Here is a 23,434-nt window from a genome sequence, read left to right as displayed (position 1 = left end):
AAAATAATTCTCCTGATTCAAATACGTATTGCCTGTCCGGCACTGATTTTTGCCAACATCTGCTGGCTTACCTGGCTAAGATCGACCACTTCGCTGACGCCACCGGTATTGATGGCCTCACGCGGCATGCCGAACACCACACAACTGGCTTCATTCTGCGCAATGGTCCAGGCACCGGCCTGATACATTGCATGCATCCCGGCCGCACCGTCATTGCCCATACCGGTGAGGATAACCCCCACGGCGTTGCGCCCCGCGTGCTTCGCGACCGAATGAAACAGCACATCAACCGACGGGCGATGGCGATTAACCGGCGGCCCGTCGTGAATTTTGATTTGATAGTTAGCCCCGCTACGCGCCAGCTCCATATGTTTGTCGCCCGGCGCAATGTAGGCGTGGCCCGGCAACACGCGCTCGCCGTCCTCTGCCTCTTTCACCGTAATCTGGCACAGCTTGTTCAGCCGTTCGGCAAACGACCGCGTAAAGCCTGGCGGCATGTGCTGAGTGATGAGGATCGCCGGGCTGGTTAACGGCAATGGCTGTAAAACATGGCGAATAGCTTCCGTTCCACCCGTTGATGCACCAATCACCAGCAATTTTTCCGAACTCAGCATCGGCCCGGCTTTTAACGCCTTCGGCGCGGCCAGGGATTTATGCGCACTAATCTGCGCACGGGAAGCCGCACGGACCTTTTCCGCAATCGTCTCGCTGTAGGCCAACATCCCCTCACGAATACCCAACTGCGGTTTGGTGACAAAATCGACTGCCCCCAGCTCCAGCGCCCGAAGGGTCACTTCTGAGCCTTTTCCGGTCAGCGATGACACCATCACCACCGGCATGGGCCGCAGGCGCATCAGCTTTTCCAGAAAATCGAGACCGTCCATCCGCGGCATTTCAACATCCAGCGTCAGCACGTCCGGATTGTATTTTTTGATAAGATCGCGGGCGACCAGCGGATCTGGGGCCGTCGCCACCATCTCCATGTCATCATGTTCGTTAATAATCTCCGTCATGATTTGCCGCATCAGTGCTGAATCATCGACAGACAAGACCCTGATTTTACTCATGCTCTTCCCTTACTTAGCGCATAGACCGTTTGCCCACGCAGGCTGAATTCACGGGCGATATGGCTGAAGTTCTCCGAATGTCCGGCAAACAGCAGTCCATCCGGCTTCAGCAGCGGCACGAAGCGTTTTAAGATCTCCTGCTGCGTCGCCTTATCGAAATAGATCATCACGTTACGACAGAAGATCGCATCGAACGGTCCGGCTATCGCGTAGTGAGCGCTCAGGAGATTCAGTGAGCTGAAATCCACGTAGTTCGCCAGCTCAGAACGTACGCGTACCAGCCCATCGTGCGGCCCGGTACCGCGCATGAAATAGCGCTGAAGCTGCTGCTGGGAGAGCGTTTTCAGCTCATCCAGGCGGTAAATCCCGCTCTGCGCCTTTTCTAACACTTCGGTATCGATATCACTGGCTACCACCTTCCAGCGCCCCGGTGCCGTGCCCAGCGTGTCGGCTAACGTAATGGCAATGGAATAAGGCTCCTCACCCGTCGAGGCCGCCGCGCTCCACACCCGGTATTCCCCCTGCCGACGCGTGGCATGTTCCGCCAGCGTCGGGAAGTGATGCGCCTCGCGGAAAAATGCCGTCAGGTTGGTGGTCAGCGAGTTAATAAACGCCTGCCACTCTGCGCTGTCGCCGTTGGCTTCCAGCAGGCTGAGATAATGACCAAAATCATCCAGGTTCAGCGTCCGCAGACGCCGAACGAGGCGGTTATAAACCATGTCACGTTTATGATCCGCCAGCACGATACCGGCGCGCTGGTAGATCAATTGACAGATCCGACGAAACTGCGCGTCGGTGAGCGTCAGGCGCTGCGTCAGCTGGCTCAGTAATTGCGATTGCCCATTTGGCAGAGATACAGTCATAGCGCCTTCTTACATCACATCATTTCAGGAAACTGCGGGTATCGCAGACAGCACGACGCTTTCGCGCGGCGCTTCTGCCTTCACTTCGTCAAGCTCAAATACGGAAACTACGCTCGTCAGATGATCGGCCTGGCTCGCCAGTTGCTGCGTTGCCGCCGCCCCCTGCTCAACCAACGCGGCGTTTTGCTGCGTGACCTGATCCATCTGGCTAACCGCCAGCGCCACTTGTTCAATCCCACGGCGCTGCTCATCGGATGCGGAGGCAATTTCGCCCATGATGTCGTTCACCCGAGTGACCGACTGGACGATTTCCGTCATCGTATTAGCGGAAGTCTCCACCAGCGCGGAGCCTTGCTGGACACGAGCCACGGACTCTTCAATCAGAACTTTGATCTCTTTGGCGGCCTGAGCACTGCGGCTGGCGAGGTTACGGACTTCCCCGGCGACCACGGCAAATCCACGGCCCTGTTCACCGGCGCGCGCCGCTTCTACCGCGGCGTTGAGTGCCAGAATGTTGGTCTGAAAAGCAATGCCGTCGATAACGCTGATAATGTCGCTAATTTTCTTTGAACTGGTGGCGATGTTTTGCATGGTCTGCGCTACGTGGCTGGCCTGTTCGCCGCCGCGTTTCGCAGTATCTGCCGCCCCATGCGCCAGATCGGACGCCTGGCGGGCGTTGTCAGCGTTCTGGCTGACCGTTGCCGTCAACTGCTCCATGCTGGCCGCAGTTTCTGCCAGCGATGCTGCCTGCTGTTCGGTACGCGCCGAAAGATCGTTATTGCCTGCGGCAATTTCCGAAATACCGGTATGCATTGAATTGCTGCCCTGACGGACATGTCCCACGGTTTCGCGTAGCGATTTTTGCATCGCTTTAAGACCGGCAAAAATGGCGCTGATTTCGTTTTTGCCGTACACCGAAACGGGGCGGGCCAGATTGCCCTTCGCAATACTGTCAAAGTGGCTGCTGATAATGGCCAGCGGTTTGACAATCATATGGCGAACCCACCACAACGCACCGACGGTCATCAGCACAGAGATAATCACCATCGAGATAAAAGTAATCGTTGAGCGCTGATAGTCGCTCTGGCTTTCCTGTTCAGCTGCGGCGACGTAGTTTTCAATATTTTTACGCCAGCTCTCATAGTCATTGTCGAACTGATCCTGAGATTTCTGCACCGGTGCCGCGACGAATTCCGCCAGCTGATTGTTCTCAAGCCAGGCAGTTTGGTGGGCCAGCATTTCATACCATGCGGTAAAGGTTTTTGCCGTCTGGCTTTGCAACGCCTTGTCATGTTCGCCCATCAGCGGTAAGGCCATAAATCCCTTAAACAAGGCATCCGCCTGCGAAAGCTCCTGCTTAACATCATCGATCATGCTACGAACTTCAGTGGGCGGATAGCTTAGCGCCGTGAGCGTGCCCGCTTTATTCAGCATATTGCTCGCCTGCAGCATAGCGGCGCGCGACTCCGTTAAGGTATTCAGTTGCTGGCTACTCTGGTCAACCTGGTTAATGTTGTTTTGCCCATCGCGAAAGGCCCAAAAGGAGAGTCCATTACTGCCGATCTGCAAAATGCCGCAGATAATCAAAATCAGAAACAACGTGGTAGAGATTCGAATACGATAAAGCATCACCACACTCCTAAAAGCGGCAACTGCCGCGGATAATATTAAAAGGTTTCCCAGTTGTTATCGGTTCGGCTGTTTGCTGTCGAAGCAAGGCGCGATGGTGTCGTCAACGATGGCGCAGCGGTTGGCGTGCTGCGGCTCACCGTGGCTGGGCTAAGACGAAACGCCGCGACGGCCTGATTCAGACGTTCAGCCTGGTCTTCCAGCGCAGCGGCGGCGCTTGCCGACTCTTCCACCAGCGAGGCGTTTTGCTGCGTCACGCTATCCATTTCCGCCACGGCGATCGCCACCTGGTCGATACCCCGGCTCTGTTCGTCAGAAGCCGAGGCGATTTCGCCCATGATGTCGGTGACGCGAGTCACCGCGTTGACAATATCGGTCATGGTTTCACCCGCGCTTTCAACCAGTACTGAACCGGTATCGACACGTGAGACGGAATCTTCAATTAACGCTTTAATTTCTTTTGCCGCCTGCGCACTGCGGCTGGCGAGATTACGCACTTCCCCGGCGACCACGGCGAATCCACGGCCCTGTTCACCGGCACGCGCCGCTTCGACGGCGGCGTTAAGCGCCAGGATATTGGTCTGGAAGGCAATGCCGTCGATAACGCCGGTAATATCAGAAATTTTCTGCGAACTGGCCGCGATCTCGTGCATAGTGTTCACCACGCCATTGACCACGTTGCCACCGCGCTGGGCGGTCTCCGACGCGCTTAACGCAAGGTGTGAAGCCTGACGCGCATTTTCGGCGTTCTGTTTCACCGTGGCGGTCAGCTGTTCCATGCTGGCTGCGGTCTCTTCCAGCGAGGCGGATTGCTGTTCAGTCCGCGCAGACAAGTCGTTATTACCGGCGGCAATTTCGCTCGTACCATGATAGATAGCCTCCGCCCCTTCACGGACATGGGTCACGGTGTCGATTAACGAAGTCTGCATATGGGTGACGGTATCACCCAGCTCGGTAATTTCGTTGCGCCCACGCAGCGCCAGACGCTGAGTCAGGTCGCCCGCCGCAATAAGTCGGATATGCCCCATTACCGCCGCCAGTGGCTTCAGCAGAATGGCGCGAATACCAAACCATGCGCCTACCATCACCGCCACCAGCACCAAGGCCAGAACCGCCAACTGCCAGCGGGCAATCTGGTAATCGCTGCTGCTGGTAGTAAACGCGTGCTGATAGAGCGTTTCACTTTGATTGGAATATTGGGTCATCGCCTCACCTAATGCGTTCTGCATCCCTTGCGTAGGCTGGGCAAAATAGGCATCCATATTGCCGCTCTCAAGGAAACCCACCAGATCCTGTAGCGCGGCAAAATAGTTCTTATAGCTTTTTACAACCTGGGCGCTGGTTTCATTCATCTCAGGTTGTGGCGGAAGTTGGCTAAAGCGGTCGAAGTGGCTAGCCGCCTGAGACAGCGTGGTTCTGGCATTCTTCAGCAGCTCATTTTTGGCACTGCTCTGCTGGTTAGTGGTGTCCATCATCATCCGCGCCGACGAGCGGCTCAGGTTGATACGGGTTTGCAGCATCAGATCCCACGCTTTAGTGAGTTCCGTTTGTTGAGTTCGCAGTGAGTTTGATAGCGCAAAACTTTGTTGGTTTTGATGTAACGAGGAGAACAGGAAACTCCCCGAAATTAACTGCAGAAGTGCGAAGACGACCAGCACCAACATCAGCAGTGTGACAACGCGGATACGGTTTAACATACAACACCTTCTCTATATTCAGTTATCGCTGTTATCGGCATCCTAAATAGAAACTTTACGTGCCCTCAGAGTAAAAATCGCAGGCGGGAGAAGGGGTCAACCAGGGGAGATGCGCGAGTTACTGAATAACAACGTTTTTTATAAAACATAAAAAAAAGTTGTAAATGCCCCCACTTTCATACAATTTATGTGATGAATGAATTGATGGCATTACATAATAAAAAATCATTTTTTCATCGCGGGGCAATTTCGTAATCTGACGGGGTAATTTTTGTGGCAAACGCAAACAAGCTCACGATTTTCATCGTGATTTTCATGCTGGCGGGTATTCTCACCGGCGCAATGATCCATTCTTACGCATCAGCAACCACCATTGAACTCTGGTCCGGCAACATCACGCTGTTGACCGATATCTTCCTGCGACTCATCAAAATGGTGATCGCGCCTTTAGTCTTTAGCACCCTGACCGTGGGGATCATGAAGCTCGGTGAAACCTCTACCATTGGCCGCGTGGGTGGTAAAGCCATGGTGTGGTTTATCAGCTCTTCGGTGCTGTCGATTCTGGTAGGGTTATTTATCGTGACGCTGCAACATCCTGGCAGCGGCTTGAATTTATCTATTCCTAAAGATACGGTGGATACCGGTCTTGCGGTCAGCGGAATGAGCCTCAAAGGCTTCCTTTCGCACACCATCCCGACCAGTATTGTCGGTGCCATGGCCGATAACGAGATTCTGCAAATTGTGGTCTTCTCGATGTTCTTCGGCATCGGCGGCGCATCGCTCGGCCAGAAGTTCAACGCGCCGTTGGTGGCCGCGCTGGATGTGGTTTCCCATATTATGCTTAAAGTCACCGGCTACGTGATGTACGTTGCGCCGCTGGCGATTTTTGCCGCCATCTCTTCGGTGATTGCGACCGAAGGTCTGGGCATTCTACTGAACTACGCTTCGTTTATCGGCGGTTACTATGTCGCGATTGTGCTGACCTGCTGCGTGCTGGTGGCTATCGGTTATATGGTGCTGAAGAAAGATGTTTTCCGCTTGCTCGCGATGCTTAAAGATCCGGTACTGGTCGCCTTTACCACCAGCAGCTCCGAAGCGGCTTACCCGAAAACGCTCGAGCAACTGACCAAATTCGGCTGTTCTCGCAATATCGTCTCTTTCGTGCTGCCAATTGGCTACTCCTTTAACCTGGTCGGCTCGATGGTGTACTGCTCCTTCGCCTCGATGTTTATCGCCCAGGCCTACAACATTCATCTGAGCCTCTCAGAGATTGCCGTGCTGATGCTGACGCTGATGCTGGCTTCCAAAGGGATTGCCGGGGTGCCGCGCTCTGCGCTGGTGGTGCTGGCGGCGACTATCCCAAGCTTCAATATTCCGGTTGCCGGGATTTTACTGCTGATGGGGATTGACCACTTCCTTGATATGGGTCGCTCGGCGATCAACGTATTGGGTAATGGCGTAGCGACGGCGATGCTGTCGCAGAACGAAGGCCAACTGGCCCAGGAAGAGCCGGAAATGGCGCAGCAAAATATGTAAGCCCACCATGTCTCTCCCGGAATATCATCGCTATATCGGGAGAACAGCAAAAGAAAAGCCAGACCAACCGGTCTGGCTAAATCAAACATCAACCGTCCATTCCCACCTGACACTCATCGGCGAAACAGCGCAATAATAACAATAGCAATGATATGAAAAGTACGGCCTCCCGCCCCACTGGCATAGGTCGGGGTCAAACTCGGCTTTAGATAAAGATACGCAGACCCACGGCGGCCAGGTGATCGGAAACGTTATAAGACTCATCGGTATTACCGCTGGCTTTCTCGTAACCGTATTCGATATAGGTCACGGCATTTTTGCCTAACCAGTAATCGGTACCAAGCGTAGTGGACTGGAAGTGCTGACCATCCATCGCATCGCCGCCTTCCGTCCAGTCAAAGTTCGCATAGATGCTCCACTCCGGCGTAATTTTGAACTGTGAGGCATATTCCAGCCCCAGGATGGTTTCCTGGTCGTTGGTCTGGCTACTGGCCCCGCTGGTTGCCGCATGAACATCGTCGACGGTGTTGATGTAGTAAGTCGCCTGCGCGCCGTTATACCAGGTGAAACCGTCGAAGTTGGCGGTATATTTGGCGTTCATCCCCATCGAATAGGTATTACCGTCGTAGGATGGACCGGTAACGGTCGTTACCGGAACGGTACCGCCATGGGTGCCAACCGGAACGTCGGTGGTCACAGAACCCTGATTCACCGAATAATTGTTATAGGCGGCCGCGCCGGAAATGGAGAAACCGTTTTCAAAGCGATATTGTGCGGCAAGTGCAGCACCACCGTGAACGGTTGCCGAACCATCATGGTAAGCGTCATGCATATCCGGCCCATCACCATAGCCGCTGCCGAAACCAATTTTATCGACATCATCATTCCCCTGCCCCATAACGCCCACGGTGAATTCTTTGGTGTTGTAATAATAGATAGCCGCAGAGTTAACAATATCCGTCGACATACCGGCGGTATCGTGTTTTGCCTTGCCGCCGTAAGCATAAGTGGTATCAATGCCCAATCCCCAGTCGGTCGGTGCGTATTGCTTACCAAAGGTCACTACACCATATTGATCATTACCTAAACCGACATAGGCCTGGCGCGTATAAACATCGTTGCCTTGATCATCGGTGGCAGAATCCAGCCCGTGGATCCCCGTTTCGTAATAACCTGCGGCGTAATAACCTTTATCATTAATTTTTTGCCGCAGCGCGACGCCCAGACGCGAGTCGTTATTCTGGATATTATGTTCTACGCTATGGGCAGAATCATCTTTCGCCATCAGACGTACGGAACCCATAATAGAAATAGCCGTATCATCATTCTGGTAAACCATCTCACCTTTAGTCTGCGTTGCGGTATAGGCCGGCGCAGCCTGGTCACCGCTGCTAGCCAGCGCATAGGCCGGTGCGCCTACTGCGGCGGTAATTGCCAGAGCAATAACAGAAGGTTTAAGCATTACTTTTTTTACGCGCATAGGAATCCCTTAATCAATATTTCAGATTTTTCAGAGCATTTTTATTTAAAGTTTGGAGAAAGACATTGTTTCCCGCGTTGGAAATATTAATTGCACCAACATTATATTTTCTATGCATATCAATAAGAAATAAGAGGACGATCACTAAGAATTATTTTCTTTCCATGAATCACAAAATGATTATAATTTTCAGATTTGATGAATCAATAATTAACAGTGAAGCGAAGTTTACTTATTTTAATTTATAACCATTGCTAATTATTAATATGAAACATATTTATTAAATTAAGAAAACACCAGCGCATCAACAAAATAAACCTAACGCAAACAATGAATTAACAAATAAATTTCATAGCAGACTAATTTATCGTTAATTTAGGTTCACATATGTTTATTTATAGTGAATTCAGGATAACACATATCATTAACTTTCGAATGAAATATACATTTAAATGAATATTTAAAAATCATCCATCCGTATCATGAATATGTTTTTTAATAATTTATTTTGGGAGGAGCAGAGGATTAGCCGAGAGGATATTAAAGTTGCCGATTTGGTCCGTATCAAGCGCACAAAATTTAGAATTATCACTTTCAAACGATAATTGTTTCTGCATTTCGTATTTAATTAAGGTTCATCATGTACTCATGATGAACCTTATATTTTGATGTTTATCAGGCCGCGTGGCTAGCAGCGCTATCGAGCAGTGCCATCTCTTCGCTATTGAGCAATTTCTCTATATTGACCAGAATCAGCATTCGGTCGCCCAGGGCGCCGAGCCCGGTCAGGTACTCCGTCGACAGAGTGACAGCAAATTCAGGTGCCGGACGAATTTGTTCTGATGCCAGCGACAGAACATCCGACACGCCGTCGACCACAATCCCAACCACACGCTGGCCGAGATTAAGTACAATCACCACCGTATTGTCGTTGTACTCAACGTCTTCCTGGCTGAATTTCACCCGCAGATCGACGATAGGTACAATCACCCCGCGCAGATTGGTTACACCTTTAATAAACGCCGGGGTGTTGGCAATGCGCGTGACCTGATCGTAGCCGCGGATCTCCTGTACCTTCAGGATATCAATACCGTACTCTTCGTTACCCAGCGTAAATACCAGAAATTCTTGTCCTGTCGGTTCACCCGCCAGCTTTGTTACATTCGTCATACCGGTCATGTTTTTACCTTTTCTCTGCGTTTCAGGCGGCTGTGTTCGCCAGACGTTTTTCACGATTCAATCCCTGCAGGGCGGAGACATCGACAATCAGCGCGACGCTGCCGTCGCCAAGGATGGTTGCCGCCGAAATACCCGGCACCTTGCGGTAGTTGCTCTCCAGGTTTTTCACGACGACCTGATGCTGACCAATTAACTGATCGACCAGCAGCGCATAGCGGCGACCGGCGCTTTGTAGAATAACCACAATGCCCTGCGTCGCTTCAGTTTTCGCCCCCTGCACTTCGAATGCTTTCCACAGTTCGACCAACGGCAGGTATTCACCGCGTACTTCCAGTACGCGCTCGCCGCCCGCCAGAGGATGCAGATCCTCTTCACGCGGCTGAAGGGATTCCATCACCGCATTTAGCGGCAGAATAAAGACTTCTTCACTCACCTTCACCGACATTCCATCGAGGATCGCCAGCGTCAGCGGCAGCAGAATGCGGATGGTGGTGCCAGCACCCTGTTTGGATTTAATTTCAACGTGGCCGCCCATCTCCTGGATATTTCGTTTCACCACGTCCATACCTACGCCGCGCCCGGAGACATCAGTCACCTGCTCAGCGGTGGAGAAGCCAGGGGCAAAAATCAGCATCCCGACCTCTTCATCGGTCATGCTTTCGCTGACCGACATCCCCTGCGACAACGCCTTAGCCAGAATGCGTTCACGGTTAAGCCCGGCACCGTCGTCGGTCACTTCGATACAGATATTGCCGCCCTGATGCTCTGCGGAGAGGATCAGATTGCCGACGGCCGATTTGCCCGCAGCCAGACGCGCTTCCGGCAGTTCAATGCCGTGATCAAGGCTGTTACGCACCAGGTGGGTCAGCGGATCGATAATGCGTTCGATGAGGCTCTTATCGAGCTCGGTTGAGCTACCAATTTGCGTCAACTCAACCTGCTTGCCCAGCTTGCTCGCCAGGTCACGCACCAGACGTGGGAAACGGCTGAACACATATTCCATCGGCATCATGCGGATAGACATCACCGATTCCTGAAGGTCGCGGGCATTGCGTTGCAACTGCCCCATGCTGGTAATCAAATCACCGTGAGAAACCGGGTCGAGTGCATTTGAGCGCTGTGCCAGCATTGACTGGGTGATAACCAGTTCACCGACCAGGTTAATCAGCTGATCGACCTTTTCAACCGCCACGCGGATACTTGTCGATTCGTTGCTGCGGGCCGCCGGTTTTTCACGTTCAACTCGCGCAACGGGTACTGAACTGTTAACCGCTACCGCAAGCGGTAATTCGACCGGTGCGGCAACCAATTCTTCAACCATCGGCTCGGCTTCAGCCACCGCCGAAACGGTGGAGAATTCAATCTGATCGGCCTCAATGACAAAACACAGCACGGCAACAATGTCGTCCTGATTCACATCGCCATCGATAATTGCCGTCAGCGAGTCGGCCGTTTTGCTGACCTGGCTTAAGGTCGCCAGATTGCCCAGCTCCTCTTCCAGCATCTCCGGTTCACCTGACTTCAGGCGAGTTAGCATAATCTGCGTTTTACCGCTCTCCATCGGAGTCTGCACGTCTTCCGCTTCTTGTTGCGGGCTATTTGCCACCACGCTCAGTCGGGCGTTGCCAGCGATGGGTGGGACGCTTTCGCCTTTTGCCTCCAGCGCCAGCTGGCGCAGGGCATTGCAGATATATTCGAAGCTGGCAGCATCCGGTTCGGTGGAGCTTTTATAGGCGTCGAGCTGTTCCTGCATAATATCTTTGGTTTCCAAAAACAGGTTGATAATATCGGTGTTAAGCTGCATTTCGCCACGCCGGGCTTCATCCAGCAGGTTTTCCATCAGGTGCGTGGTTTCCTGCAAAATAGTGAAGCCAAACGTGCCGGCCCCGCCCTTAATCGAGTGCGCCGCGCGGAAAATCGCGTTCAGCTGTTCAGCGTCAGGGTCATCCACCACCAGGTTCAGCAGATGCTGTTCCATATCGGCCAGCAGTTCGTCGGCCTCATCAAAAAATGTTTGATAAAAATCGCTGATATCCATGCTCACGCTATCACCTCGAGTCGGGTTGTGGCGGCGTAGTGCCAGCCGCTGCTGAAGAGGCATTCGGCGACTGTAATACGCTTAAAGGTTCATTCTGGCTCTCGGCATTCTCATGGAGAATGGCCTGTTCAGCCTGGTTATTCAGCACCAGCAGGCTAATGCGACGGTTAATCGCATCGCCGCCGCCGCGTGCCGATAGGCGCATCGAGTTTGACATCCCGATTACGCGTAAAACTTTGCCGTCATCCAGCCCGCCAGCCACCAGCTCGCGACGCGAGGCGTTGGCGCGATCTGCCGACAGTTCCCAGTTGCTGTAGCCACGCTCACCCGTCGCGTACGGGTAATCATCAGTATGGCCGGAAAGACTGATTTTATTCGGGATCTCGTTAAGTACCGGGGCAATACCGCGCAGAATATCGCGCATATACGGTTCAACCTCGGCGCTACCGGTTTTAAACATCGGGCGGTTCTGGCTATCGATAATCTGAATACGCAGTCCTTCCTGCACCAGATCGATCTTCAGGTGCGGACGCAGCGCACGCAGTTTGGGATCGGCCTCAATCAGCTGATCCAGCTCACCGCGAATACGCTTTAAACGGTTCACTTCCATCCGTTTTTTCAGCTCATCGATGTTCGGCTGCTTGCGCACCTCGCCTTGCTGCTGGGTCACATCGTCGCCGCCGCCGGGAATCGGGCTGTCGCTGTTCGCCATCCGCGGCCCGCCGGTAATGGCGGTCGCCAGCGGCGTACGGAAGTATTCGGCAATCTGGATAAGCTCTTTCGGACTGGAGATAGAGATAAGCCACATCACCAGAAAGAACGCCATCATTGCGGTCATAAAGTCGGCATAAGCAATTTTCCACGACCCATGCGCGCTGCCGTGTGATTTATGCTTACGCCGTTTGACGACGACAATGGGATGCGATTGGTTTTTCATGCGTCCTCGGTGGTCGTTTGCTGCTGGCCTGCCGGGTTACGTACCGCGCGCACGTGTTCTTCCAGTTCGATAAACGAAGGACGTTCGCTGCTGTAGAGCGTTTTACGCCCAAACTCAACGGCAATCGGCGGAGCGTAACCGTTAAGATTGGATAACAGCGTGATTTTGACGCACTGCATCATCTTGGTCGTTTCCGCGCTTTTCTGCCGTAGAACGCTGGCCAGAGGCGAAACGAAGCCGTAAGCCAGCAGAATACCGAGGAACGTCCCCACCATCGCGTGGGCAATCAACGCCCCGAGCTCCGCCGCAGGGCGATCCGCTGACCCCAACGCGTGCACTACCCCCATGACCGCCGCAACGATACCGAACGCCGGCAGCGAGTCACCAACCAGCGCCAGGCTATTAGCCGGGACTTCACTTTCGCTTTCATGGGTTTCGATTTCTTCATCCATCAGCGCTTCAATCTCGAAGGTGTTCATGTTGCCGCTGATAATCAGACGCAGGTAATCGACAATAAATTCGAGCATCACCGAATCGGCCAGGATACGCGGGTAGCTGGCAAAAATTTCACTCTCTTTCGGATTTTCGATATCCCGTTCCAGCGAAAACATCCCTTGCTGGCGCGATTTGGCCATCAGGCGATAGAGCAGCGCCAGCAGGTCCATATACATGCTTTTGGTGTACTTCGAGCGGCGGAACAGCAAAGGCAGCGCCTTCATCGTCCCCTTGATGGCTTTACCGTTGTTACCCACGATAAATGCGCCGACCCCCGCCCCGCCGATAATGATCAGCTCAGCCGGTTGATACAGTGCCCCAAGGTGTCCGCCGGTCATCATGTAACCGCCGAAAACTGTCCCCAAAACAACCAGGTAACCTATTAAGATAAGCACGCTATCATCCTTCCACTGTTGACTAAGAGAGGAGACAGATGAGGTATTTCACCCGATTATGGGTAAAAAAAAGCAGCGGCCTGAAGACCGCTGCTGGAGTGTTTAATCCACGTTACGTGGGGTTAAACAGCTTGCCCTATCTGTTCATCCAGCAGTTGTGGATTACTATCGGCAAGATCGCTGGAAAGTTTACGTCTTTTTACTGCTCGTGATGGTGGCTGGCACAGGCTGCAGACAAAGCTACCCGCAGGCTGGTGTGCATGAGTCACAAAATTGCCGCCACAGGAATGGCAGCTAGAAAGTTCAAGCAGTCCGCTTTCAACAAAACGGACCAGAGTCCATGCGCGAGTCAGGGCTAATAGTGGCCCTTCGTCCTGCTGAGGACACTGTTCAAGATAGAGACGGTAAGCTTTAATCACGGCATCAACGCCAGAGCATTGACCGCTTTTGAGTAAGAACTGCCAGGCATTGCAGAACATGGAGGAGTGGATATTCTGTTCCCATGTCATAAACCAGTCCGTGGAAAATGGCAGCATTCCCTTCGGCGGCGGGCTGCCCCGCAGCTCTTTGTAGAGTTTAATCAGACGACCACGACTGAGCTGAGTTTCACTTTCCAGCATCTGCAAACGAGCACCCAGCGTAATCAGCTCCATCGCAAGCTGTATATCGCGGGCTTCCTGAACAATGCTTTTTTCGCTCATCGTCAGGCCCTTTTCTTACGGGCAGGTTCGCCTGAGCCGCTGGCTTCATTCAGCAATCTGGTGGAGAGCAGAATGCCAGTGTGAATCTGCTGCAGATCATCAACACGTGACTCTTGCGTGAGGCGGGTAATGGTTTGGGCGTTATCAAAGCGGAACTGACAAACCAATTGGTTAGTTTCCGCCAGCTTCACCATCTGCGGAAGCGTCAGCTCCCTGAGGACTTTTGCCATCTCCTCGTTGATACCGAGGCGAAACATAGCTGAAGCCTTATCCTGACCAATCAAACGCTGTGCAAGAAGCAGATAAGACAAATTAATGTCATAGATGTGCTTTAGCAACTCGGATGTATGCATTTTCCCCATCCCGAATAACCAATTAGTACTTTTATGCGGTCAAACCGCATACCCCGTGATGTCGTCGGGCAAGGCCCGATAAAAAAATGAATCGGTCGAAATGCATGGCCAATCAGGCAAATCTTTCTGCGTCATTATCGGGTTGTGATTTAACTTATGACCCGACAACTCTAACCATTTCTTACAATTTACTAAGATTTTTCCTAATTCGACGCAACTTTACTCGCCAGATGTGACACATACAATGTTACTTCACTGTTAATTTGAAATTTATGTGATCTCCGTCACAAAATCAAATCGTATTTTTGGCCTCAATCTATCAGCCCCCTTTGTATTTTGACCAATAAACGAGCAGTTAAAGCGGCGTTTTATTCCACCCTAACGGATATTCATTCACTGAAATTATTAAACTGTCATTTCGATTTTGCGACTTTAGTGACGTCATTTGCGAAAAAATTATCACAGATCATACTTTCATCTGATATACAAAATTCATCGCAAATTCAATAAATTGAAACATCACGACATTCATCACAAATTAATTTGCATGTTATTTACTTTTGATTAACATCAATTCAGCATAAATTAAATGTTTATGCGGTATTTTGATTACATCATATATCCACACATGCTTATGCATTCTGTCTATATTTCGCACAATCATTCGCATAAAATTTGCTTATGTATTAGATTAAGTTATAAGCAGCGATATTCCGTCTAACTCTTGCGAGTCTGACGTAAAAAGAGTAAGAGATGAAAGATAGTGTGTGTATTTTTCAAGCAAGGAGGTCTGATGTCTTACTCACATCTTTTAGTGGCCGTAGCGCCCACACCAGAAAGCCATGAGTTGCTAAGGAAAGCCGTTGCTATTGCGCGACCGGAAAATGCTCGCGTCAGCATGATTACGCTTGCCACCGATCCCGAGATGTATAATCAACTAGCCGCGCCGATGATGGAAAGCCTGCGTGAATTGATGCACGAAGAGACTCTACAGTTTTTGCAAACCCTGGCCGATGGTGCCGACTACCCTATCTGGAAAAGCCAAATCGCCTCCGGTGAATTGTGCGATCACGTAAAAGCATTCTGTCAGAACCATCAAGTCGACCTGGTTATCTGCGGCAACCATAACCAAAGCTTCTTTTCGCGCGCAACCTGTTCGGCGAAAAATATCGTCGGCAATTGTGGCGTAGACGTATTATTAGTGACACTGTAACAAACCAGCTGGTTTGAGGCGTCGCAGGGAATTCCCGGCGGCGTCCTGGCCTGACCGGGTGGCATCATTAGTTGTGCGCCCATACCTTATCCGACATCGGGCACGAAGACGCCGGGATAACTCCCCGGCGTTGGCAGGCTATTCAGACACTCTGTTTCGCTTTCTGTTTGTAGCGGTCGAAAATTACCGCAGCCAGCAGAATCAACCCACGCACCACATACTGGGAGAATGGCGAAATGTTGAGTAAGTTCATCGCATTCTCGACGGTACCCAGAATTAAAATCCCGGCCACGACATAAGAGATTTTACCAATCCCCCCTTTCAGCGACACGCCCCCTAATACGCAAGCAGAGATGACAATCAGTTCATAGCCAATCGAGGTCATCGGCTGGCCGCTGGTCATACGCGACGCCAGAATGATCCCGGCAGCTGCGGAGACCAGACCGGAGAGAACAAAGATAATAATCTTGGTCCGCACCACCGGTACACCAGCCAGTCGTGCCGCTTCTTCATTACCGCCAATCGCCAGCGTATTGCGGCCAAAGGTGGTTTTATTCAGCAGCAGACCGAAGATAATCAGGCACCCTACCGTCAGCCAGATTGGCGCCGGCAGCCCCAGCCAGTTGGCGTAACCGAGGGCAAAGAAGCGCTCATCTTCAATCCCAACGGCTTTACCATCGGAGATGATATAGGCGAGACCGCGTACTATCTGCATGGTGGCGAGCGTCGTAATCAGCGCATTGATTTTAAGTCTCGCAATCACGAAACCATTAATAAGCCCACTCACTGCGCCGAGCAGCAGACCGGCAAATACGCCAATCCACAGGCTTTCGGTGGCATTAATCACCACCGCCGTCGTCACCCCCGCACAGGCGATAACCGACGCGACCGAGAGGTCAAAATCTCCGGAGGCCAGACAAAATAGCATCCCGCAGGCGACCATTCCCGACATCGAAATCGCCAGTCCAAGCCCTTTCATATTGATAAAAGAAGCAAAGTTCGGCACAAAAATGGCGCAGCAGATAAACAGCACGGCAAAGACGACCAGCATGCCGTATTGATCCCAGATACGGCTTAAGCTCAGTGATGAGCTGCGAGCGCCAGGTGTAGTAACAGATGACATCATAATCTCCTTACTCAGGCGACAGCCTGACTAACTTTAGGCATTGCCAGGCTCAGCGCCTGCTGTTCATTAGCGCTCTCATGCTGCAGTTCGCCGGATATTTCACCTTCACGCATCACCACGATGCGGTCAGCAACGCCCAACACTTCCGGCAGGTCGCTTGAGGCAAACAGTACGGCCACACCGGAGGTCGCCAGCGCGTAAATGACGTTATAAATTTCATGCTTCGCCCCTACGTCGATCCCGCGCGTTGGCTCATCAAGCAAAATGACCTTCATATCCTCCGACAACCAGCGCCCGAGAATAGCCTTTTGCTGATTTCCACCGGAGAGATTCATGATCAACTGCTGCGCTCCCGGCGTTTTAATATTTAACGATTGGATATGGTGATCGGCGTTGGTCGCTTCCCACTCGTTATTGATAACGCACCCAGCACGAATATGTTTGCGCCTGGCGCTGATGTTGATATTGTCGCGCACCGAATGCACCGGAATGATGCCCTCGGCTTTACGGTCTTCCGGGCACAGCATCATTCCCGCACGGATGGCCTGCGCGGGTTTATCAATCGTGACTCGCTGGCCGTCGATATAAATATCGCCGCCGGTTATCTTCGTGCCGCCAAAGATCCCTTTCATCAGCTCGCTTCGCCCGGCGCCCACCAGCCCAAACAGGCCAACGATTTCGCCGCTGCGCACCGACAGTGAAATAGGCGTGCGCACTCCCGGCGCTTTCACCTGTTCCAGACGCAGCCGCTCTTCGCCGTAATCACGCGGCTGCCAGCCATAAATATCGCCGATATTCCGCCCGACCATCGCCTGAACCAGGCGGTCATGGCTGACTTCCTGCATATCGTCAAAGGTGCAAACATAGCGGCCATCTTTAAACACAGTAATGGCATCGCTGATTGCGAAGATCTCTTCCATGCGGTGCGAGACATAGATGATCACTCGCCCCTCTTTACGCAGCTCGCGGATCACCCGGAAAAGGTTATCGATCTCGCGCGCAGACAGCGAACTGGTAGGCTCATCAAAGGCGATAACCTTCGCGTTACGCGCCAGCGCTTTTGCAATTTCCACCATCTGCCATTGGCCGATGGAGAGATATTTCAGCGGGGTATCTGGGTCAATATCCAATCCCAGATGTTCAAGCTGCAGGCGTGCTTCATAGTTCAATAGTGACCGGTTAACGATCCCGCCGCGGCTCGGTAACTGCCCGAGGTAGATATTTTCGGCGACGGTCATCTCCGGAATAAGATGCAGTTCCTGGTAAATAATGGCGACACCCGCGTTCAACGCCGCGGTGGTATCAGCAAAAGAAATCTCTTCTCCACGCAGTGCGAGGGTACCCGAGGTCGGGGAATAATTGCCGCTGAGTATTTTCAGCAGCGTCGACTTACCGGCACCGTTTTCGCCCATCAACGCATGCACCTGGCCGCTATAGCAATCGAAGCTAATATCGGACAGCGCTTTGACGCCGGGGAACGTTTTGCAAATACCGTGAAAAGAGAGATAAGGGGCAGACTGTTGCATGGCAACCTCCACAATCAACTATCCTTCTCCCCCCGCCTGGCGGGAGGAGAACCATCAGGACTCAGAGGCCTTTTTTCGCCAGTTCTTCTTTGAAGTTGTCACGGGTGATCAGCACAACGTCAGTGACTGCGGTGAATTTTGGCGGTTCTACGCCTTTTTGCACCCAGTTGTACAGCAGTTCGCTGGTTTTATAGCCGTGAATATCCGGGCTTGGCAGCAGAGAGCCAAAGAACCCGGTCGCCTGTGCTTTTGACAGTTCGTTGACTGCATCCACGCCGTTGATACCAATACCAATCACGTTGGCCGCTTTAAAGCCCTGACCTTCCGTAGCACGCACGCCACCCAGGACGGTGTTATCGTTCATACCGATAATCAGCCACTGCTTCACTTCAGGGTGCTGAACCAGCAGCGAGTTACCGGCATCGAATGCGCCGGGGATATCATTAGATTTGGTCGGGATCTTGTAGATTTGTTTTTCCGGGAAGCCTGCGGCTTTAATCGCATCCATCGAGCCCGTAGTGCGACGACGTGCGGTATCCAGTTCGTCTGCGGTAATCGCCATCACGCCGGTGGTTTTCACATCCCAGCCGCGTTTTTGCATCTCTTTATAGAGTTCCTGTCCCTGACGAGCCCCAATTTCACTTGCCGCCATCATCACCAGCGGCACGGTATCCATCGGTTTGCCTTTGGCATTGACGAACTGATCATCGACGGTGATGACCTTCATGTCATAGCTACGCGCCTTCGCCACGATTGCCGGCCCCAGTTTCGGGTCAGGCGTACAGATAACAAAACCTTTCGCCCCGCTTGCTGCCAGGCTATCAATGGCATTCAGCGTTTTTTCACCATCGGGAACGGCAATTTTAACCACATCAAAGCCGAGATCTTTCCCCGCCTTATCGGCAAATTTCCATTCTGTCTGGAACCAGGGTTCTTCCGGTTGTTTCACTAAAAAGCCTAGTTTCAGATTTTCAGCCATAGCTGATTGTGACATAACCGCCGCCAGCCCGATGGCCGCCAACGCTTTGGTAAATTTGTGCATGGTTAACTCCAGCCTTAATGTTCTTTTATGTAGGGAAAATCAGACAATCGATTTAATTAGACATAAAACAAAGTATTAGCTGTTTTACTTACAGCGTTAACGTTGTTGAAACATTAATAGCCCGGAATTGATTTTCCATTAGAGAGCGGCATCACACCGCAGAATTACAGTAAAGTGATACATAGATTCAGCAGATAATTACATATCGAGAAGCGCGAATTGTCTGACAATTCGCGCTAATGTGTTGCCAGGATATATCCACTCATCGCTGAAATATCCTGGACGTCAGGTCAAACGAGGGACTACCAGCGGTAATAAATATGATCGGCGTGTTCGCGTACCGGGTCTTCGTTACCTAACAAACGTGCCGCAATGGTAAATGCAAAATCAAAAACATGACCAAAACCTTTGCCGCTAATCAGATTGCCGTCTTCAACAACCGGTGCATCAACGTATTCGCCATTTTTCACATCCTGCCATAAATCACCTGAGCAGACGTAGCGGCGATCTTTAAGCAAATCATTCCCCGCCAACACGCGCGCGGCAGCAGAGCAGATTGGGCAAATAAGTTTATTGGCCGCATCATGCGCCGCAACAAATTTAATAACATCAGGATTTGCCGCCAGATTGACGCTTCCCTGTGGGCCACCCGGCAGCACAATCGCGTCGTACAGAGTATCGAGACGTTCTGCCAGCGTTGCGTCCGCCACCATCGGAATGTCGTGATAGCTCACAACCGCACGAGATTCCGCGCACGAAACCAGTTCGACACCGATATGCAGACGGCGCAGAATATCGATAGTGACAATCGCTTCCCCTTCCTCAAAACCAGGGGCTAGCAATACTGCAACCTGTTTCATTTTAACTCCTGTAAATTCATATCAATATAGTCCCCCCAGGATGACAAAACGGAGGGAACTTTGCACATGCTAAAATAGCGTGAACATAATCCTCTTGCCTGCCGCAATCAAAAATGATCTAAAACAAATTTAACGTCACTGCAATATTTTACTGATTCATAAAAAAACACGATACATAAATTAAAATTATTATTGTTAATGTATCATTCATATCAAACATTACTAAACACATCTATCAAATAGGTTTGTCGAATGATTATTATCGACACAGATCACATTTTTCAGTGCACATGATGTAATATCAATCCAATACATTAACAAAATTTATGGATGCGATAATGAACAGTTATAATTGCTATTATTTATGTCGATATTAATATTAAATACTGAATAATAAGCCAATTTCAATATCTGTTGTAACGAAACGTAAAAAGCGGCCTATAAGAGTTTTCTTACATTCGCTCAAAGAGTATTCTTTTTAGAGCCGGAGTTACTCTATATTTCGGTCATGCATGAGGACTGCAGATAATATGTAGTCACACTCAAACGCGGAAATAGCGCATGGTTAGCGGCTATTAAGAACTATGCGATATCACGCGTATCGTTCCTACCCAGTAATAAGGACATTTATATGGCAGTTTTGGGAATGGTTCAAAAGCTTAATGCTCAGATGAATCTTGAGTTTTATGCATCTAATCATTATTTGCGTTTGAGCGAGTGGTGCTCAGAACATCGGCTGAACGGAACGGCGACGTTTCTACGTGCTCAAGCACAGTCCAGCGTAACGCAAATGATGCGTGTGTTCGATTACATGAAGAAATCCGGCGCCTATCCGGTGGTAAAAGCCTTTGTTGCCCGCGAAGATAAATGCGCAACCCTTGAAGATCTTTTCATCAAAACCATCGAAGATCATGAACAACGCACATCAACGCTGTCGGAACTCGCCCAGGAAGCGAAAGTGCTTCAAGACGATAGTACCCTGAGCTTCCTGAACGCGCTGGAAGAAGAGCAGGAACAGGATGGTATCTTACTGAAGACGATTCTGGATGAAGTCCGTAGCGCGCGTAAAGCCGGTCTGTGTATCCAGCAAACTGACCAGCACCTGCTGAACGTGATGACCCACCAGCAGCATTAATTTACCCAGCAAGGGCGTTTTGAGCGCCCTTACCGTTCAGTCTTCAGGATACTGAAGACTGCCTACCGACTAGTGCGCGGCTTCCTGCGGCGTAAACTTCAGCTCAATCAGAGCAATCGCTTTTTGAATCGCCCGCTGCGTCACCGGATCGGCACCAGCCGGATGGGTGGCGAAATTAATCGATTTCAGTTGTGATGCCATCTTATCGCGCACTTCAACCGGAGCGATCACGTCAATAACGTCGAGGATCTGCTTGATAACGAGCTGACAGGCAACCACATCGGAAACCAGTTCATCGTCAGGGGTGAGGTTCTGGGACATTTTTTGCTCCTATTTTGCGGAGCGTAATAGTAACCTACTTTTGCAGAAGATAAAAAAACCTGCCGTGGCAGGTTTTTTTTATCAGAACATAGCGCCAGGCGGTACGTCTTTGAAAGTTTTGCAGTAGTTTTCAAACATGCTTTTGAGGATTTTACGCATGCGCTGTTTCATAGTGACACTCCAGTTTTTTGTTATGCAGGTGTTACTGTCTATGGGCACATAATATGACACACATCACATAAATCAACCTATTTGTGATGAAAATCACATCGATTTCTTTGCGATTGTTATATTTATGATAATTTTGCTATAGAAATCTACCACTTACAGCCTCTACAAAACTTATAAATATTACGTATTTTTTTGATAGGGTAAGAAAAATGAGTGAGCCTCTCCAGGCCCAGGCGAGTCGCGGGGTATCCCCTGCGGCGCTGCTTGTGGCCGGTGCATTCTTTATGGAGTTCCTTGATGGGACGGTGATTGCCACCGCCTTGCCAGACATGGCGAAGACCTTCGGCGTCGAAGCTGTCGATCTGAATATCGGCATCAGCGCCTACCTGATCACCCTCGCAGTATTGATCCCTGCCAGCGGCTGGATAGCCGACCGCTTCGGCGCCCGCACCATCTTCAGCCTCGCGCTGGCTATTTTTACGCTCTCTTCGGTGTTTTGCGGGCTCGCCACCAGCGCCGACAGCTTTGTCGCCATGCGTATCCTTCAGGGCGTTGGCGGTGCACTTATGGTGCCAGTTGGTCGCCTCGCCGTACTGCGAACCACGCCTAAGCATCTGCTAATTACCGCCATTGCCACGCTTACCTGGCCGGCGCTCATCGCCCCGATTATTGGGCCACCGCTGGGGGGATTTATCACCAGCGTGGCCGACTGGCGTTGGATCTTCTTTATTAACGTCCCGCTGGGAATTATTGCCATCATTCTGGCGCTGCGAATTATTCCAAATATCCGCGAAGACGAACGTCGTCCTTTCGATCTGCCCGGCTTTTTGGCCACCTCGGTTTCGATGGTCAGTCTGGTCTACGCCATGGAACTGCTTGGCGCTGAGAAAATGCAGGCAGGTCTGGTTGTTGCGCTGCTGTTGCTTGGCGGTGCGACCTTCTATTATGCGCTACGCCATTTCCGCCGTAGTCCGTCACCAATGATCCGCATGGACGCCCTGCAGGTCCCTACCTTCCGGGTGACAATGTACGGCGGTTCACTCTTCCGTGCATCGATCAGTGCCGTCCCCTTCCTGCTACCGCTGCTCTTCCAGATTGGGTTTGGCATGGACCCATTCCATTCCGGGCTGCTGGTACTGGCGGTCTTCGTCGGCAATTTGACGATAAAACCCGCCACCACGCCGCTGATACGTTGGCTCGGTTTTCGTCGTCTGCTGTTGCTTAACGGTGCACTCAATGTGCTGGCACTTGTTGCCTGTGCCTTCCTGACGCCACAGACGCCGGTGTGGGCCATTATGCTGATATTGTATCTGGGCGGCGTATTCCGCTCTATCCAGTTTACCGGGGTGAGCACGCTGGCCTTTGCCGACGTCCCTTCCCCGCAGATGAGTTACGCCAACACGTTGTTCAGTACCGCTAGCCAGTTAGCTATCGGGTTGGGTATTACGCTGGGAGCAATTGGGATTCGTATCGGCGAGAAGATAAGTTCAGTATTTGATTTAAGCGCTATGCCGGGTATCAGCTTCCGTCTTGCTTTTCTGTTTATCGCGCTGATTTGCCTTATCGGCATGTTTGATACGCTGCACCTGACGCGAGATGCCGGCAGTTCGGTGTCGAAGAAAGTGAAGGCATAGACCCGGTACCTCGCATAAAAAAGGCAGCCTTTCGGC

The 23,434-nt window shown here is 51.4% G+C and carries 21 protein-coding genes; 4 read left to right on the top strand and 17 right to left on the bottom strand.

Annotated features, from left to right (window positions below; genetic code table 11):
* Positions 1–17: 17 nt before the first annotated feature.
* The 4 genes from ABOC97_RS13950 to tar are packed head-to-tail and all read right to left on the bottom strand — an operon-like array spanning position 18 to position 5,256.
* Positions 18–1,067 (bottom strand): protein-glutamate methylesterase/protein-glutamine glutaminase, encoded by a 1,050-nt coding sequence (locus ABOC97_RS13950; protein ID WP_349598627.1) that lies wholly within the window; start codon positions 1,065–1,067, stop codon positions 18–20.
* Positions 1,064–1,930 (bottom strand): protein-glutamate O-methyltransferase CheR, encoded by an 867-nt coding sequence (cheR, locus tag ABOC97_RS13945; RefSeq protein WP_349598624.1) that lies wholly within the window; start codon positions 1,928–1,930, stop codon positions 1,064–1,066. Before cheR ends, ABOC97_RS13950 begins: the two co-directional genes overlap by 4 nt.
* Positions 1,931–1,954: 24 nt before the next feature.
* On the bottom strand, positions 1,955–3,559 hold the full coding sequence (locus ABOC97_RS13940) for a methyl-accepting chemotaxis protein (protein WP_349598621.1): 1,605 nt from the start codon (positions 3,557–3,559) through the stop codon (positions 1,955–1,957).
* A gap of 38 nt (positions 3,560–3,597) precedes the next feature.
* Positions 3,598–5,256, bottom strand: a complete 1,659-nt coding sequence (gene tar / locus ABOC97_RS13935; RefSeq protein WP_349598618.1) for a methyl-accepting chemotaxis protein II — start codon at positions 5,254–5,256, stop codon at positions 3,598–3,600.
* Between the two features lie 273 nt (positions 5,257–5,529).
* Here tar and ABOC97_RS13930 point away from each other — a divergent pair, with 273 nt between their 5' ends.
* The gene (locus ABOC97_RS13930) at positions 5,530–6,792 is read left to right on the top strand and encodes a dicarboxylate/amino acid:cation symporter (protein ID WP_349598615.1); all 1,263 of its coding nucleotides are present in this window, start codon (positions 5,530–5,532) and stop codon (positions 6,790–6,792) included.
* A gap of 205 nt (positions 6,793–6,997) precedes the next feature.
* Here the strand turns inward: ABOC97_RS13930 and ABOC97_RS13925 are convergent, their stop codons facing one another.
* The 7 genes from ABOC97_RS13925 to flhD form a co-directional block, all read right to left on the bottom strand.
* Positions 6,998–8,272 carry a porin gene (locus ABOC97_RS13925; RefSeq protein ID WP_349598612.1) on the bottom strand — a complete coding sequence of 425 codons (1,275 nt, stop codon included), beginning with the start codon at positions 8,270–8,272 and terminating at the stop codon, positions 6,998–7,000.
* A 675-nt stretch (positions 8,273–8,947) separates the two neighbouring features.
* A complete protein-coding gene (gene cheW, locus ABOC97_RS13920) occupies positions 8,948–9,451 on the bottom strand; it encodes a chemotaxis protein CheW (protein WP_052283483.1) in 504 nt (167 codons plus the stop codon).
* 22 nt (positions 9,452–9,473) lie between these two features.
* A complete protein-coding gene (gene cheA, locus ABOC97_RS13915; protein WP_349598786.1) occupies positions 9,474–11,489 on the bottom strand; it encodes a chemotaxis protein CheA in 2,016 nt (671 codons plus the stop codon).
* Positions 11,490–11,499: 10 nt separating this feature from the next.
* On the bottom strand, positions 11,500–12,426 hold the full coding sequence (gene motB, locus ABOC97_RS13910) for a flagellar motor protein MotB (protein ID WP_349598610.1): 927 nt from the start codon (positions 12,424–12,426) through the stop codon (positions 11,500–11,502).
* Positions 12,423–13,316 carry a flagellar motor stator protein MotA gene (gene motA, locus ABOC97_RS13905; RefSeq protein WP_234508856.1) on the bottom strand — a complete coding sequence of 298 codons (894 nt, stop codon included), beginning with the start codon at positions 13,314–13,316 and terminating at the stop codon, positions 12,423–12,425. The genes motB and motA overlap by 4 nt, the downstream gene beginning before the upstream one ends.
* A gap of 122 nt (positions 13,317–13,438) precedes the next feature.
* On the bottom strand, positions 13,439–14,023 hold the full coding sequence (flhC, locus tag ABOC97_RS13900; RefSeq protein ID WP_234508858.1) for a flagellar transcriptional regulator FlhC: 585 nt from the start codon (positions 14,021–14,023) through the stop codon (positions 13,439–13,441).
* Positions 14,020–14,370 carry a flagellar transcriptional regulator FlhD gene (gene flhD, locus ABOC97_RS13895; protein ID WP_234508855.1) on the bottom strand — a complete coding sequence of 117 codons (351 nt, stop codon included), beginning with the start codon at positions 14,368–14,370 and terminating at the stop codon, positions 14,020–14,022. Before flhD ends, flhC begins: the two co-directional genes overlap by 4 nt.
* A gap of 793 nt (positions 14,371–15,163) precedes the next feature.
* Between flhD and uspC the strand changes: the two genes are divergently transcribed.
* Positions 15,164–15,583 carry a universal stress protein UspC gene (uspC, locus tag ABOC97_RS13890; RefSeq protein ID WP_349598605.1) on the top strand — a complete coding sequence of 140 codons (420 nt, stop codon included), beginning with the start codon at positions 15,164–15,166 and terminating at the stop codon, positions 15,581–15,583.
* Between the two features lie 142 nt (positions 15,584–15,725).
* Here the strand turns inward: uspC and araH are convergent, their stop codons facing one another.
* From araH to ABOC97_RS13870, 4 genes are all read right to left on the bottom strand, one after another.
* Positions 15,726–16,706, bottom strand: a complete 981-nt coding sequence (araH, locus tag ABOC97_RS13885; RefSeq protein ID WP_234508853.1) for an L-arabinose ABC transporter permease AraH — start codon at positions 16,704–16,706, stop codon at positions 15,726–15,728.
* 14 nt (positions 16,707–16,720) lie between these two features.
* Positions 16,721–18,235, bottom strand: a complete 1,515-nt coding sequence (gene araG, locus ABOC97_RS13880; protein ID WP_349598602.1) for an L-arabinose ABC transporter ATP-binding protein AraG — start codon at positions 18,233–18,235, stop codon at positions 16,721–16,723.
* Between the two features lie 61 nt (positions 18,236–18,296).
* Positions 18,297–19,277, bottom strand: coding sequence for an arabinose ABC transporter substrate-binding protein (locus tag ABOC97_RS13875; protein ID WP_349598600.1), 981 nt, complete (start codon positions 19,275–19,277; stop codon positions 18,297–18,299).
* Between the two features lie 302 nt (positions 19,278–19,579).
* Positions 19,580–20,137, bottom strand: coding sequence for a DJ-1/PfpI family protein (locus tag ABOC97_RS13870; protein ID WP_349598597.1), 558 nt, complete (start codon positions 20,135–20,137; stop codon positions 19,580–19,582).
* 631 nt (positions 20,138–20,768) lie between these two features.
* On the opposite strand from ABOC97_RS13870, the gene ABOC97_RS13865 reads away from it, so the two are divergent.
* A complete protein-coding gene (locus tag ABOC97_RS13865) occupies positions 20,769–21,272 on the top strand; it encodes a non-heme ferritin-like protein (protein WP_349598594.1) in 504 nt (167 codons plus the stop codon).
* Between the two features lie 69 nt (positions 21,273–21,341).
* Here ABOC97_RS13865 and ABOC97_RS13860 read toward each other — a convergent pair whose 3' ends face one another.
* Both ABOC97_RS13860 and azuC read right to left on the bottom strand, forming a co-directional pair.
* A complete protein-coding gene (locus tag ABOC97_RS13860) occupies positions 21,342–21,593 on the bottom strand; it encodes a DUF2766 family protein (RefSeq protein WP_234508918.1) in 252 nt (83 codons plus the stop codon).
* 81 nt (positions 21,594–21,674) lie between these two features.
* Entirely contained in the window at positions 21,675–21,764 is a 90-nt protein-coding gene (gene azuC / locus ABOC97_RS13855) for a stress response protein AzuC (protein ID WP_015963980.1), read from the bottom strand.
* A 209-nt stretch (positions 21,765–21,973) separates the two neighbouring features.
* On the opposite strand from azuC, the gene ABOC97_RS13850 reads away from it, so the two are divergent.
* Positions 21,974–23,398 carry an MFS transporter gene (locus ABOC97_RS13850; RefSeq protein WP_349598590.1) on the top strand — a complete coding sequence of 475 codons (1,425 nt, stop codon included), beginning with the start codon at positions 21,974–21,976 and terminating at the stop codon, positions 23,396–23,398.
* Positions 23,399–23,434 lie beyond the last annotated feature (36 nt).

The sequence above is a fragment of the Kluyvera huaxiensis genome, from assembly GCF_040149365.1.
GTDB lineage: Bacteria > Pseudomonadota > Gammaproteobacteria > Enterobacterales > Enterobacteriaceae > Kluyvera > Kluyvera intermedia_A.
Note: the sequence above shows the minus strand (reverse complement) of the source record. Positions and strands in the feature narration are given on the sequence as shown.